The sequence below is a fragment of the Rhizobium sp. 9140 genome, from assembly GCF_900067135.1.
In the GTDB taxonomy this organism is placed as follows: domain Bacteria; phylum Pseudomonadota; class Alphaproteobacteria; order Rhizobiales; family Rhizobiaceae; genus Ferranicluibacter.
In genome coordinates, this window is the sequence record NZ_FJUR01000001.1 from 1,718,857 (window position 1) to 1,732,081 (window position 13,225).

19 protein-coding genes are annotated in these 13,225 nt (G+C 67.6%); 18 read left to right on the forward strand and 1 reads right to left on the reverse strand.

Annotation, left to right across the window (positions count from 1 at the left end; all coding sequences use genetic code 11):
- The first annotated feature begins 229 nt into the window (after positions 1-229).
- The 3 genes from GA0004734_RS08005 to GA0004734_RS08015 all read left to right on the forward strand — a co-directional run bounded on the left by GA0004734_RS08005 (position 230) and on the right by GA0004734_RS08015 (position 3,113).
- Positions 230-697 (forward strand): YcgN family cysteine cluster protein, encoded by a 468-nt coding sequence (locus GA0004734_RS08005; RefSeq protein ID WP_092932731.1) that lies wholly within the window; start codon positions 230-232, stop codon positions 695-697.
- A 156-nt stretch (positions 698-853) separates the two neighbouring features.
- Positions 854-1,474 carry a hypothetical protein gene (locus GA0004734_RS08010; RefSeq protein ID WP_139056247.1) on the forward strand — a complete coding sequence of 207 codons (621 nt, stop codon included), beginning with the start codon at positions 854-856 and terminating at the stop codon, positions 1,472-1,474.
- Between the two features lie 154 nt (positions 1,475-1,628).
- Positions 1,629-3,113: a DNA-packaging protein gene (locus GA0004734_RS08015; RefSeq protein ID WP_245292495.1), complete on the forward strand. Its 1,485-nt coding sequence runs from the start codon at positions 1,629-1,631 to the stop codon at positions 3,111-3,113.
- 667 nt (positions 3,114-3,780) lie between these two features.
- On the opposite strand, the gene GA0004734_RS25895 is transcribed toward GA0004734_RS08015, so the two are convergent.
- Entirely contained in the window at positions 3,781-3,945 is a 165-nt protein-coding gene (locus GA0004734_RS25895; RefSeq protein ID WP_175386254.1) for a hypothetical protein, read from the reverse strand.
- A 201-nt stretch (positions 3,946-4,146) separates the two neighbouring features.
- On the opposite strand from GA0004734_RS25895, the gene GA0004734_RS08020 reads away from it, so the two are divergent.
- From GA0004734_RS08020 to GA0004734_RS08090, 15 genes are all read left to right on the forward strand, one after another.
- Positions 4,147-4,800: a hypothetical protein gene (locus tag GA0004734_RS08020; protein ID WP_092932735.1), complete on the forward strand. Its 654-nt coding sequence runs from the start codon at positions 4,147-4,149 to the stop codon at positions 4,798-4,800.
- Positions 4,797-5,951, forward strand: a complete 1,155-nt coding sequence (locus tag GA0004734_RS08025; RefSeq protein WP_092932737.1) for a phage portal protein — start codon at positions 4,797-4,799, stop codon at positions 5,949-5,951. The genes GA0004734_RS08020 and GA0004734_RS08025 overlap by 4 nt, the downstream gene beginning before the upstream one ends.
- Positions 5,952-5,983: 32 nt before the next feature.
- Positions 5,984-6,286 (forward strand): DUF6107 family protein, encoded by a 303-nt coding sequence (locus GA0004734_RS08030; RefSeq protein ID WP_092932739.1) that lies wholly within the window; start codon positions 5,984-5,986, stop codon positions 6,284-6,286.
- Between the two features lie 59 nt (positions 6,287-6,345).
- Positions 6,346-6,921: an HK97 family phage prohead protease gene (locus tag GA0004734_RS08035; protein ID WP_092932741.1), complete on the forward strand. Its 576-nt coding sequence runs from the start codon at positions 6,346-6,348 to the stop codon at positions 6,919-6,921.
- Complete coding sequence (locus GA0004734_RS08040; RefSeq protein WP_092932743.1) at positions 6,918-8,186, forward strand: phage major capsid protein; 1,269 nt, start codon at positions 6,918-6,920, stop codon at positions 8,184-8,186. The genes GA0004734_RS08035 and GA0004734_RS08040 overlap by 4 nt, the downstream gene beginning before the upstream one ends.
- 71 nt (positions 8,187-8,257) lie before the next feature.
- Positions 8,258-8,827, forward strand: a complete 570-nt coding sequence (locus GA0004734_RS08045; protein WP_092932745.1) for a head-tail connector protein — start codon at positions 8,258-8,260, stop codon at positions 8,825-8,827.
- Positions 8,828-8,829: 2 nt separating this feature from the next.
- The gene (locus tag GA0004734_RS08050) at positions 8,830-9,165 is read left to right on the forward strand and encodes a phage head closure protein (protein ID WP_092932747.1); all 336 of its coding nucleotides are present in this window, start codon (positions 8,830-8,832) and stop codon (positions 9,163-9,165) included.
- Complete coding sequence (locus GA0004734_RS08055) at positions 9,162-9,497, forward strand: DUF3168 domain-containing protein (protein WP_092932749.1); 336 nt, start codon at positions 9,162-9,164, stop codon at positions 9,495-9,497. Before GA0004734_RS08050 ends, GA0004734_RS08055 begins: the two co-directional genes overlap by 4 nt.
- Positions 9,498-9,634: 137 nt before the next feature.
- Complete coding sequence (locus tag GA0004734_RS08060; protein ID WP_092932751.1) at positions 9,635-10,042, forward strand: phage major tail protein, TP901-1 family; 408 nt, start codon at positions 9,635-9,637, stop codon at positions 10,040-10,042.
- A 20-nt stretch (positions 10,043-10,062) separates the two neighbouring features.
- Complete coding sequence (locus GA0004734_RS08065) at positions 10,063-10,416, forward strand: gene transfer agent family protein (RefSeq protein ID WP_245292372.1); 354 nt, start codon at positions 10,063-10,065, stop codon at positions 10,414-10,416.
- A 5-nt stretch (positions 10,417-10,421) separates the two neighbouring features.
- The gene (locus GA0004734_RS08070) at positions 10,422-10,670 is read left to right on the forward strand and encodes a rcc01693 family protein (RefSeq protein WP_348626082.1); all 249 of its coding nucleotides are present in this window, start codon (positions 10,422-10,424) and stop codon (positions 10,668-10,670) included.
- Complete coding sequence (locus GA0004734_RS08075) at positions 10,660-11,247, forward strand: hypothetical protein (protein WP_092932757.1); 588 nt, start codon at positions 10,660-10,662, stop codon at positions 11,245-11,247. Before GA0004734_RS08070 ends, GA0004734_RS08075 begins: the two co-directional genes overlap by 11 nt.
- Before the next feature lie 12 nt (positions 11,248-11,259).
- The gene (locus tag GA0004734_RS08080) at positions 11,260-11,901 is read left to right on the forward strand and encodes a DUF2460 domain-containing protein (protein ID WP_092932759.1); all 642 of its coding nucleotides are present in this window, start codon (positions 11,260-11,262) and stop codon (positions 11,899-11,901) included.
- The gene (locus tag GA0004734_RS08085; RefSeq protein WP_092932761.1) at positions 11,898-12,785 is read left to right on the forward strand and encodes a DUF2163 domain-containing protein; all 888 of its coding nucleotides are present in this window, start codon (positions 11,898-11,900) and stop codon (positions 12,783-12,785) included. Before GA0004734_RS08080 ends, GA0004734_RS08085 begins: the two co-directional genes overlap by 4 nt.
- A 7-nt stretch (positions 12,786-12,792) precedes the next feature.
- The gene (locus GA0004734_RS08090; protein WP_092932763.1) at positions 12,793-13,221 is read left to right on the forward strand and encodes an NlpC/P60 family protein; all 429 of its coding nucleotides are present in this window, start codon (positions 12,793-12,795) and stop codon (positions 13,219-13,221) included.
- Positions 13,222-13,225 lie beyond the last annotated feature (4 nt).

Sequence of the window (13,225 nt, forward strand, 5' to 3'; positions counted from 1 at the left end):
TTGTCAACGCTTCGGACCGTCCTCAATCTCGCGCGGTGTTTCGATGTCGCACAGGCTGCTGGCGAAAGCAGGCTTTTTTCGCGCGGGATGGCACTATACTGCCACGCAGCGGCTTTCCCTTCCACGAGGATATGTCGCAACAGCCTTAAAATTCTGGAAACGCAGACTTACCTAGCGAAGGACGGCGGCCCGGTATAGATGAAGCCGGTACGGATGGCGGGACGGATCCATGGGCGACGTGCCTTTCTGGAAGACCAAGACACTGGAGACGATGAACGGCGCGGAGTGGGAAAGCCTCTGCGACGGCTGCGGCCTCTGTTGTCTGAACAAGCTGGAAGACTGGGATACGGGCGAAATCGCCTGGACCTCGATCCGCTGCACGCTGCTGGACGGCGACACCTGTCGCTGTCGCGACTATCCGAACCGGCAGGCGACCGTGCCGGACTGCATCCAGCTGACGCCCCAGGAAGTGCGCGAACTCCCCTGGCTGCCGCCCACCTGCGGCTATCGCCTCGTGCGCGACGGCGTGGACCTCTACTGGTGGCATCCGCTGGTGTCCGGCGACCCGGAGACGGTGCACGCCGCCGGCATTTCCGCGCGCGGGCGCACGGTCAGCGAGGACGATGTCGATATCGACGACTTCGAGGATTATCTGGCGGACTGGCCGACGGACGGCAACAAAACGACAGAATACTGACTATTTTCCCGAAATAGGAAAATAGTCCTTGACGGCGTGACGGTCCTCAGGTAGGTTTTGCGTATGGTCGGAGATGTGCGGATGCGGCAGGGCCGCGGGTCGCACAGCCGGCCTTTTTCCTTCAAAACATTCCTTATCTCACGACAGGACGATGCGATGACCGACGGGACCTATGATCCGGCGCTGTTCGGCGCGTGGGCGACGCGGTGCACCTATGGCGAGGCGCTATCGCTGGAGCAGGTGCCTTTCGATGACGCGTTCCGTCTGATCCTCGACCGCAAATCGGCCGATATGCCGGCTGGCGAAGAGCTCGCGGACATGCTGAACGGCATGACGCGGGAACTGCGCGAGCAGATGCAGATGTTTCAGATGCTGCGCCAGCAGACCGACCGCAGGCAGACGGAGGCCGGCGAGGAGATCGACCGCAAGGCCGCCCAGGCGGACGCGAAGGCCTCGATCGAGGCGATGTCGCTGATCGTGCGGACGCTGGAAAAGATCGACAGCCTGCAACGGACGCTGGCGCAGGACCGGGAACGGCGGGACGCGGAGGCACTGGACGATGCGGGATACCAAAATCTTCTCGACACGCTGGAGGCTCTGGTCGAGCAGCGCGCTGTCGAGCGTTGCCGGGAACGCGATGTGGTGCGGGCGCAGGACGGCGGAGAACGAGACAGAGCAACCGGGGCCGGATGTGCTGCAGGCGCTGTGGCTCTGGCTGGCGACGGTTCCGTGCCCGCCGCCTCCCGAAGCGGAAACCCCCTCGCACCCACCGGATAAGCCGGATGCGGCGGAGGCCGCGCAGCGTCGGAGGATCGACGTGGCACATGCGGCGCGGGTTGCGGTGATCGTTTCGGATTTCGAGGATGGCGTGGCGCGGATCGGTGGACGTTGGGATCGCTCGCTGGCACAATTGGGCCGCGTGGGGCGGGGGATGGCGGATGCCGGTGCTGCCGGGAGTGCTGCTGATGGTTCCGCGAGCGCCGGAATGGCCGCGATGATCGCCGGAGGTGCCGTTGCCAAGCCTCCCGCGCCAGCCCCGGTTTCCACGGCTGTTGCCTCCGGAAGCCTGGCGGGGGACGGTTCGGTTCGGCCGACCGGGGCGGGCTCTTTTCCGCAAGGGGATGGCGGAGCGCAGCCCAACGGTTTCGCGGACTGGCTGGCAGCAGCGGCGGGGGATCTTTCGCCGGTGCTTCTCGCGCGGCTGGCGTCCGACTGGCGGCTGACAGGGCGGCCCGAGCAGCGACCGCCGCAGGGCGACTGGCGGGTGTGGCTGCTGATGGGCGGGCGCGGCTCCGGCAAGACGCGGGCGGGATCGCACTGGGTGCACGATCTGGCGACGGCCCCCGGCGCACGGCCTGGCCTGCGGATCGCGCTGGTGGCGGAAACGCTGGGCGATGCGCGCGAGGTGATGATCGACGGCGTGTCCGGCATCTGCCGGGTGGCGACGCGGCATCGGCCGGATTTCGAGGTCTCGCGCCGCCGGCTGGTCTGGCCGAATGGAACGATCGCCCAGATTTTCTCCTCGGAGGATCCCGAAAGTCTGCGCGGGCCGCAATTCGACTATGCCTGGTGCGACGAACTGGGGAAGTGGAAACATGCGCAGGCGACCTTCGACATGCTGCAGTTCGCGCTGCGGCTGGGTGCCGACCCGCGTATTCTGGTGACGACGACGCCGCGGCCGATCCCGATCCTGAAGGCGCTGGCCGCCGACCCGGCGACGGTGCTGCGCCGGATTCGCACCATGGACAATGCGAACAATCTGGCGCCGGGTTTTCTGAAAGCCATGGACGGCCGCTATGGCGGCACGCGGCTCGGGCGGCAGGAACTCGACGGCGAAATGATCGCCGACCGGGAGGACGCGCTCTGGAACCGGGACGCGATCGAGGCGCTGAAGCTTCGCGATACCGGTCCTCTCGGCCGTATCGTCGTGGCGGTCGATCCGCCGGCGGGCTCGGGTGCCGAAAGTTGCTGCGGCATCGTGGTGGCGGGCATCGACGGGCGGGGACGCGCCGTGGTGCTGGCGGATTGCTCGGTGGAAGGTGCCAGCCCCGCCGGATGGGCCGCCGCCGTGGTGCGGGCGTTCAGGCGTTTCGACGCCGACCGGGTCGTGGTCGAGATCAACCAGGGCGGCGACATGGTGGCGGCAGTTCTGCGCGGCATCGACGCGCGCCTGCCGATCACCAATGTCCGGGCCAGCCGGGGCAAATGGCTCCGCGCCGAACCGGTGGCGGCTCTGTACGAGCAGGGCCGGGTGGTGCATGCCGGAGCGTTTCCGGCGCTGGAGGACCAGATGTGCGATTTCGGCGCGGACGGGCTCTCGTCGGGACGCTCGCCCGACCGGCTGGATGCGCTGGTCTGGGCGCTGACGGCGCTGATGCTGGAGGGCGGGGGCGAACCGCGGTTGCGGATGGTGTGAGGGGTGTGGGCGCTTATGAGCGGGGTGGCCCCTCATCCGGCTGCCGCCACCTTCTCCCCGCCTGCGGGGAGAAGGGAGTTGAGGCAAGCGCTCGCTTCTTTCTCGAAGGCTGATGATAGGGGCGGAAGCTACGCCGCGTGTCCCTTCGCCCAGTTTGCGGGGAGAAGGTGCCGGCAGGCGGATGAGGGGCTGACGGTGGTGGTTTGGGATCTGAGGAAGGAAGGCCCTCTCTGCCCTGCCGGGCATCTCCCCCACAAGGGGGGGAGAGGACTCGGGGCTCGCCGCTCGCTTCAAAAGAAACGTTCGAGATTGAAGCTGAGGGCGTCCCGCAAGTCTTCTCCCCCCTTGTGGGGGAGATGCCCGGCAGGGCAGAGAGGGTTTTCTTGTTGCCCCAACAACCCGTCCCACAAACGAAAAGAGGCGCACCCGACGTGCGCCTCTCGTCACTCTCGAAACAACCTCAATCGCCTACTTCGCGCTCGCCGGAACGGGCTTGGCGGGGGCGGTGGTTGTGGTGCGAATCTCGCGCCATTCGTTCTCGAAGCGTTCGAAAAGGCTCTGGGAAATCGTCTTGACGGTCATGGTCTCTCCTTAACGCGACGGTTGAGTGCGACGAAAACGCACAGGGGGCACAAAGGTTCCACGGGTTGTGCCGCGGTGCGGACGGTCAGTCGCGCGGGGTCGCGGCGGGGCGGGCATCCGGGCGGACGTCTGCGCGCGGGGTGGCCACGGTGACGGCGCGCATCTGCTGCCATTCGTTTTCGATACGGCTGAGGAGATGCGGCGGGATGGTTTCGCGCACGGTGGTCTGCGTCTTGTCCGTCGAGGTCATGCTGTCTCTCCCTATGGTTTTTTTAAAATTCGACCCTGAGTGGCCGGTCCCGCCTGCTGGTTTTACGCTGGCAGAGCCTAAACAAAAAGTAAATCAGTGCCTTAAGAGGTTTAAACGATTTAGTTTTCTTAAATCGATTGTATTGCACATTTTTTGTGACAACCGGGCGTCTGCGGACGCTGGTGGACAGGGGATCAGCGGATGGACAGGGCTGTATTCTTCGGCAACGTTCGCCGGACACTTTTTGGCGGGCGGCTGACGAGCGGGCAGGTGGTGGGGATGAGCGCCCTTCTCGAGCGGGCGCGGGTCGGGCCGGGTGGCCTCGCCGGGTCCTGTGACGGGCGGTGGCTTGCCTATATGCTCGCGACCGCGCATCACGAAACCGGGCGAAAGATGCAGCCTGTGCGGGAGACGATGGCGGCGAGTGATGCGCAGGCGATCGCCCGGCTGGACAAGGCTTTTGCGGCCGGACAGCTGCCGACCGTGCGCGCGCCCTACTGGCGGCGCGATGCCGAGGGCAAGTGCTGGCTCGGTCGCGGCCTGGTGCAGCTGACGCACCGGCGCAATTACGAGAGAGTGTCGGGCCTTGTCGGGATCGACCTTGTCGCCGATCCCGCCCGCGCGATGGACGGCGCAACGGCGGTCGAGATTCTCTTCATCGGCATGGAGACGGGCGCCTTTACCGGCGTGTCGCTGGCCGATGTCTTCAACGCCGGCCGGACCGACTGGGTGGGCGCGCGACGGATCATCAACGGGCGGGACCGTGCCGTCGATATCGCGGGATATGCCCGCGCCTATCACGCGGCGCTGAGCGCCGCCGGGCTGCCCTCCATCAGAAGGATCGTCTTGTCATGAAGATGCCGTTTCGTTTGAAAATGCCGGGATCCGGCGGGGACCGCAAGGCTGCGCCGGGGCGCGAAAGCAAATCGGCGGGCTTCGTCGCCATCGCCCAGGAGGGGCGGGCGCACTGGACCGGGCGCTCCTATGCGGCGCTGGCCCGGGAAGGCTTTTTGCGCAACCCGGTCGCCTATCGCACGGTACGGATGATCGCGGAGGCGTCGGCCGCCGTGCCGCTGCTGGTCTATCGTGGCGAGACCGAGGTGACTGACCATGCGGTGTTGCAGCTAATGGCGCGGCCGAACGGACAGATGGCGGCGGCGGATTTTCTCGAAACGCTCTACGGCCACCTGCTGCTGTCGGGCAATGCCTTCGTGGAGGCCGTGACGATCGGCACGGAGACGCGGGAACTGCATCTGTTGCGGCCGGACCGGGTGCGCGTTCTGGAAGGGCGGGACGGATGGCCGGAGGGCTATGAATATCGCGCCGGCAGCGCCGTGCGGCGCTATGTGGCGGGAACGGCGCTGCTGCATCTGAAGCTGTTCCATCCGCTCGACGATCATCTGGGGTTTCCACCGTTGGCGGCGGCGCAGACGGCGCTCGACCTGTCCAACGCGGCGGCGACCTGGAACAAGGCGCTGCTCGACAATTCCGCCCGGCCCTCCGGCGCGCTGGTCTACCAGCCGAAGGAGGGGGGCAACCTGTCGCCCGACCAGTACGACCGCCTGAAAACCGAGCTGGACGAGGGCTATAGCGGGCCGATGCGGGCCGGGCGGCCGCTGCTGCTGGAAGGCGGGCTCGACTGGAAGGCGATGGGGCTCTCGCCGAAGGACATGGATTTCGTGGAGGCGAAGAACGGCGCGGCGCGCGACATCGCGCTCGCCTTCGGCGTGCCGCCGATGCTGCTCGGCATTCCCGGCGACAACACCTATGCGAACTATCAGGAAGCCCACCGGGCCTTCTACCGGCTGACCGTGCTGCCGCTGATCAACCGAACGGCAACGGCGCTTTCCGCCTGGCTCTCCGACCGGTTCGGCGAGCCGCTGCAGCTCAAGGCGGACCTCGATCAGGTGAGCGGGCTTGCGGGCGAGCGGAGCGAACTCTGGGCGCGCGTCGGGGCGGCGGGTTTTCTGACCGACGCGGAGAAGCGCGCGGCGGTGGGATATTGAGGCTGAAAACGCAACGAGGCGAGGACAGGGCGATGGCGGATGATCCGGGATTTTGGGCAGCGCGCGGCATTGGCGCCGTGGCGGGGGCTGCCGTGTCGCTGATCTATCTCCTGCCGAAAAGCCGGCATGAGGCGGCGTCGCGGTTTTTGACGGGGACGGTCTGCGGGCTGGTGTTCGGGGGACCGACCGGGATCTGGGCGGTCGAGCGGCTGGGGATCGCCGGCAGCGTTTCCAGCGCGGAGGTGCTGCTGACGGGATCGGCGGCGGCGAGCCTCATGGCCTGGTGGGCGCTGGGCGCCGCGCTGCGGATTTCGCGGCGGTACGGGCAGAAATAGGCAAGCGCCCCGGCTGCGGGAAGCGGCTTTCTCAATCGATCACATCACGGGAGATTTCCATGGCGACAGACCGGTATGCGGTCCGGCGGACGACGGCGGTTGCCGGGCTGACGCTGGCGGGGGTGACGGGCGAGGGGCGGTTTTCGGGCTATGCCAGCGTGTTCGGCGAGATCGATCTCGGCAAGGACACGATCGAGCGCGGCGCCTTCCTGCACTCGCTGGCCAAGCGCGGCGCGGGCGGCGTGCGGATGCTGTTCCAGCACGATCCGAACGAGCCGATCGGCACCTGGACGACGATCCGCGAGGACGGGCGGGGGCTGTTCGTCGAGGGCCGGCTTTCGACCGGCGTGGCCCGCGCCCGCGAGGTGCACCAGCTGATGAAGGGCGGCGCGCTCGACGGGCTCTCCCTCGGCTTTCAGACCGTGAAGGCGCGCACCGACGCCAAGAGCGGCATCCGCCGCGTGCTGGAAGCGGACCTTTGGGAAATTTCGGTCGTGACCTTTCCGATGCTGCCATCGGCGCGGGTCTCGAACGTCAAGCATGCGCGGTTCTTCCGCGACAGGGAAACGGAGCTCGTGCGCACGATGCGGCGGGCGGCCCGGATGATGGTGGAACGAAAGGATTTCTTGAGATGACCAATACACAGACCGTGGGAGCTCTGAAGACGGCCCCGGAAATCAAGACGATTCCGGACACGATGGCCTCGGCCTTCGAGGACTTCATGGGCGCCTTCGAGGTGTTCAAGGAGGCGAACGACCAGCGGCTGGGCGAGATCGAGAGCAAGCTTTCCGCCGACGTGGTGACGCGCGACAAGGTGGACCGCATCTCGCGCGGGATGGACGAGCAGAAGCGGGCGCTGGACCAGATGCTGCTGAAGAAGGCGCGCCCGGCGCTGGGCGGCAAGGCGGAGGCGATGAGCTTCGAGGCGGCCGAACACAAGGCGGCTTTCGACAGCTACATCCGCCGCGGCGACGAAGGGGCGCTGCGGGCGCTGGAGGAAAAGGCCTTCTCCATCGGCTCGGCGAGCGACGGCGGCTATCTGGTGCCGGCGCAGACCGACACGGAAATCGGCCGGCGGCTGCAGGTGATCTCGCCGATCCGCGCGCTCTCGACCGTGCGGCAGGTGTCGGGCAGCGTGCTGAAGAAGCCGTTCGCGGTGTCGGGGCTTGCTTCCGGCTGGGTCTCGGAAACGGCGGCGCGGCCGCAGACCGCGACGCCGCAGCTCTCCGAGATGACCTTCCCGACCATGGAACTCTACGCCATGCCGGCGGCGACGGCCACATTGCTGGACGATGCCGCCGTCGACGTGGAAAGCTGGATCGCCGACGAGGTGGACATCGCCTTCAGCGAGCAGGAGGGTACGGCCTTCGTCACCGGCGACGGCATCAACAAGCCGAAGGGGTTCCTCAGCTACGGCAATGTGGCCGAGGCCAGCTGGGCCTGGGGCAGCCTCGGCTACATCGCGACCGGGGCAGAGAACGGGTTCCGATCGAGCGGGCCGTCCGACGTGCTGATCGACACGATCTATGCGCTGAAGGCGGGCCACCGGCAGAAGGCGAGCTTCGTGATGAACCGCAGGACGCAGGCCGATATCCGCAAGTTCAAGGATGCCGACGGCAACTATCTGTGGCAGCCGCCCTCCACTGTCGGTCAGGCGGCCTCGCTGCTGGGCTTTCCTGTCGTGGAAGCCGAGGACATGCCGGATGTGGCCACCGGCGGCATGGCGATCGCCTTCGGCGATTTCCAGGCGGGCTACCTCGTGGTGGACCGGACGGGCGTGCGTATCCTGCGCGATCCCTATTCCGCCAAGCCCTATGTGCTGTTCTACACGACCAAGCGTGTGGGAGGCGGGGTGCAGAATTTCGAGGCGATCAAGCTGGTGAAGTTCGCGGTCAACTGACCTCCCGGTGTTTCGGGCGGGGCATTGCCCCCGCCCGTACTTCGTCTTCCCCTTCCAGACCGGAGATATCCATGACCATTGCCGAACTGGCGCCGCCGGTGGGCGAGCCGTTGACGCTTGCCGAGGCGCGAGCGCATCTGCGCGTCGACGACACCGCCGACGATGCCGTGATCGCCGACCTCATCACCACCGTGCGCGAGCATCTGGAGCGGACGACCGGCCTCGTGCTGATCGCCCGCACCTTCCGCCTCTATCTCGACCGCTGGCCGGATTCCTCCGTGCTGGACATCGGCCGCGCGCCTGTGACCAGCATCGAGACCATCACCGGATACGACGCGCTGGGCGCGCCGTTCGAGGCGGACATGACGGGGTTCGTGCTGGATGGCGCGGCGCTTCCGGCGCGTCTTTGCCTCGGCGCGGCGCCGCAGACGGCGCGGGCGGTAAACGGTATCGAGATCGACTTCACCGCCGGTTTCGGCACGACCGGGGCCGAGATGCCCGCCTCGCTGAAGCGGGCGCTGCTCCTGCATCTGGCGCTGCTCTACGCCTATCGCGGCGCCGTCTCCCCCGGCGATCAGCCGGCGGACGTGCCGGCCGGCTACGACCGGCTGGTCGCGCCCTTTCGCCGGATGAGGCTCTGACCATGCGAACTGATACCATCGATCCCGGCCGCATGACGGCGCGGATGGAACTGGAACGACCTGTCGATACGCCGGACGGACAGGGCGGCATTTCGCGGGCGTTTGTGAGCGCCGGCGCGCTGTGGACGCTGATCGAGCCGCGGGTGGCGCTGATCACGGAACGGGCCGGCGAGAAGATCGAGCACCTCGAGCACGACGTCTGGATCCGCCACCGCACGGACGTGTCGGTCGGCATGCGCTTTCGCAAGGGCGCGCGGCTGTTGGCGATCCTGTCGGCCTTCGATCCGGATGAAAGCCGGCGCTACCTCGTCTGCCGGTGCCGGGAGACCCTGAGATGAGCGGGGTCATGAGTGCGGGGAATGCGTTGCAGGCGGCTGTGTTTGCAACGCTTTCGGGCGATGCGGCGCTTGTCGCGGCGCTCGGGGATGGGGGCATTCACGACCGGCTGCTGGAGGGGGCAAAGCACCCCTATCTGCGCCTTGCCGGCATCGAGAGCAGCGACTGGTCGACGGCGAGCGAGCCGGGCGAGGAGCATGCGATGACGATCGAGGCGCGCGGCGGCGAGGGCGGCAACAAGGTGGTGCAGGAGATTGCGGGCCGCGTGCGGGCGCTGCTGCACGATGCCGGCCTTTCGCTTGCCGACCATCATCTGGTGAACCTGCGGCATTAAGGCACGCACACGGCGCGTGACGGGGAGGCGCGCGGGCATGTGGCCGCGATGCGGTTTCGCGCGGTGACGGAGCCGATGGGCTGAGCGAACGCGGGCCTGAGGCAATCAACAGAACGAAAACAGGAAGGAACGAGCCGATGGTGGCGCAGAAGGGCAAGGATATTCTGCTGAAGATCGAGACCGGCGGCGGGTTCACGACCGTGGCGGGGCTGCGATCCAAGCGGCTGGCGTTCAATGCGGAAACGGTCGATGTGACCGATGCGGAATCCGGCGGGCGGTGGCGCGAGCTTCTGGGCGGGGCGGGCGTGCAGCGCGCCTCGATCGCCGGTGCCGGGATTTTCAAAGATCAGGCCTCCGACGCGCTGGTGCGCGCGACGTTCTTTTCGGGCGCGATCCTGACATGGCAGGCGATCATTCCGGATTTCGGCACGGTGAGCGGCCTCTTCCAGCTGACGACGCTGGAATATACCGGTCAGCACAATGGCGAGGTCCAGTTCGAGGCGGCGCTGGAATCGGCCGGTCCTCTGACCTTCGCGGTGGCCTGATGCGGCCGCGCGACAGAAGCGTGACCGGGCGCGCGAACCGGCATCGCGGCGAGGTGGAAGCCGTGATCGACGGCGAGCGCCGCATCCTCTGCCTGACGCTCGGCAGTCTTGCCGAACTGGAAACCGCTTTTGCCGCCGACGGTCTCGCCGCGCTTGCGCGGCGTTTTCTGGCGGGCGGGCTCAGGGCGGAGGACCTGATCGCGATCCTCGCGGCCGGCCTGCGCGGCGGCGGCAACATCGTCTCCGACGAGGATGTGGCCGGCATGAGCGTCGAGGACGGGCTGGCGGGCCTCGCACGGCTGGTAGGCGAGCTGCTGACGGCAGCCTTCGGCGGCGAACCGGACGACGACGGGCAGGCGCGGCGGGACCCCTGACGGCCGTGGACGGCGAGGCGGGGGCGGCACCGGCGCCCTTTCCCTGGGAGGCGGCCATGGAGGCCGGCCTCTCCCGTCTGCGGCTGCCGGCGCGCGATTTCTGGCGGATGACCCCGCGCGAACTGGCGGCAGCGCTGGGTCTGGCCATGCGAAAGGGTGCCGCACCCGACCGGGCCGGGCTCTCCCGGATGATGACGCAATTTCCCGACGGAGCGGCGGACGATAACGGCAACGGAGGCGGATATGGCGGATGAAGCTGAGAACGGCGGCGATTTCCCTGCGATGATCGTGGAGGGGAAGGCGCTGGACGCGGTCCTCTCCGATCTGGAACAAAGCGCCAGCCGGTTTGGCGCGGCGATGACAAGCGCCCTGTCGAGCGCCGTGCGCGGCGGGCGGGGCCTCGACGATATCCTGAAAAGCACCGGGCTCCGGCTGGTCGATATCGCGCTGTCTGCGGGACTGAAGCCGTTGCAGGACGCGGTTTCCACCGGGATCGGCACGGTGTTCGAGGGACTGGCGCAAGGGCTGCCGAAGGGCGCGGGCGGCGCCTCCGGCGGACGTGCCGTGGCGCCGTTTTCAGACACGGGAAGCCTTGGCACCCCCCGGTTTCTTCAGGGCCTTGCCGAAGGACGTGCCACGGGCGGCGGGGGCTCTTCCGTCGGCGGACATGCGGCCGGCGGCAGGCCGGACGCGAGCGTGATTGCGGTCGGCGGCGTGCCGAACGTCGTCTTCAACGTGACGGCGAGCGATGCCGACAGCTTTCGCCGCTCGGAAGGGCAGATCGCCGCCATGCTGACCCGCACCGTCGGGCGCGGCCGGCGCGGCGTTTGAAAGGGAAGGTCCATGGATCAGGGATTTCACGAGGTTCGGTTTCCGATGCGGCTGGCGCTCGGCACCAGCGGCGGGCCGGTGCGCCGCACCGATATCGTCAGCCTGTCGAACGGGCGGGAGAACCGCAACAACCGCTGGCGGGACGCGCGGCGGCACTATGATGCCGGGTCCGGCATCCGCGAGATCGACGACCTCTATGCGGTTCTCGCTTTCTTCGAGGCGCGGTCGGGGCAGTTGCACGGGTTTCGCTTCCGCGATCCGGTGGATTTCCGTTCCGGACCGCCCGGCCGGGCGGTAATGGCGGGCGATCAGGTAATCGGCACCGGTGACGGCGTGACGGCGCGCTTCCAGCTGACCAAGACCTATGCGGATGCGGGCGGCGGCACGGTGCGCGACATCGTCAAGCCGGCGGCGGGGACGCTGCTGATCTCGGTGAATGGTGCGGCGGTGGCGGGCGAGCATCTGGCGCTGGATACGACGACGGGGATCGTGACGTTTGCGACGGGCCATGTGCCGCCTGCGGGGGCGACCGTGCGGGCGGGGTTCGAATTCGACGTGCCGGTGCGGTTCGACACCGACCGGATCGACGTGGACCTCGCGCAGTTTCAGGCGGGGCGCATCCCGACCATTCCGCTGGTGGAGATCCGGCCATGAGAGAGATCCCGGACGCGCTGGCGGCACATCTCACCGGCGACGCGACAACGGTGTGCCATGGCTGGCGGGTGACGCGGCGCGATGGCGTGGTCATCGGCTTTACCGAGCATGACCGCGATCTCCGTTTTGCGGGGACCGATTTTCTGGCGGCGAGCGGCTTTCGGGCAAGCGAGACGGAAGCGGCGGCAGGGCTGGCGGCGGATGCGGGCGAGGTGGCGGGCGGGTTTTCGAGCGCCGCCATCAGCGAGGTCGATGTGGCGGCGGGGCGTTATGACGGCGCGCGGGTGGAGCAGTTTCTGGTCAACTGGCAGGCGCCCGAGCAGCATCTGTTGCTGACCGTGCAGGATATCGGCGAGGTGACGCGGGCGGGTGGGGCCTTTCGCGCCGAGCTTCGCAGCCTGACGCACCGGCTGGGCGCGGTGCAGGGTCGCAGCTATGGACGGCGATGTGACGCGGCCTTCGGGGATGCCCGATGCGGCGCGAGCCTTGCCGGGCGGACCGAGACGGGCGTGATCATGGAGGTTGCCGGCGATGTGGGGCTGCGTGTGTCCGGTCTTTCGGCGGCGGCCGGTGCCTATCGCTACGGGCTCATCCGCATAACGAGCGGGGCGAATGCGGGATGGAGTTGCGATGTCGAGGATCACACGGCTGAGAGCGGCGTGAGCACAGCGCGACTGACCTTGTGGCTGCCGCCGCCGGTGCCGCTGTCGCCGGGCGATACGCTCACGGTGACCATGGGGTGCGACAAGAGCTTTGCCACCTGCCGCGACCGTTTCGACAACGCGCTCAACTTTCGCGGCTTCCCGCACATGCCGGGCAGCGACTTTTCCTATGGCTATGCGGATGGGGAGACAGTGCATGACGGACGGCCGTTGTTTCATTGAGGAACCCATGCGTCATCGGGTGCTGACTGCTGCGCGGGACTGGCTCGGCACCCCCTACCGGCATCAGGCGAGCCTGAAGGGTGTGGGCTGCGACTGCCTGGGGCTGGTGCGCGGCATCTGGCGCGATATCCACGGCGCGGAACCGGAGACGCCGCCGCCCTACCGGCCGGACTGGGCGGAGCGGAGCGGGGAGGATCGGCTGTGGGACGCGGCGACGCGCGCGATGGGGCCACCCATCGACCTCTGCGCGATGCTGCCGGGCGACCTCATCCTCTTCCGATGGCGGCTGGGCATACCGGCCAAGCATGCGGGGATTTTGAGCGACACAGCGCGCTTCATCCATGCCTATGAGCAGGCAAGCGTCGTGGAATCGGCGCTGGTACCGTCCTGGCGGCGGCGGATTGCCGGCGTCTTCCGCTTTCCCGAGAAGGTTTGAGAGA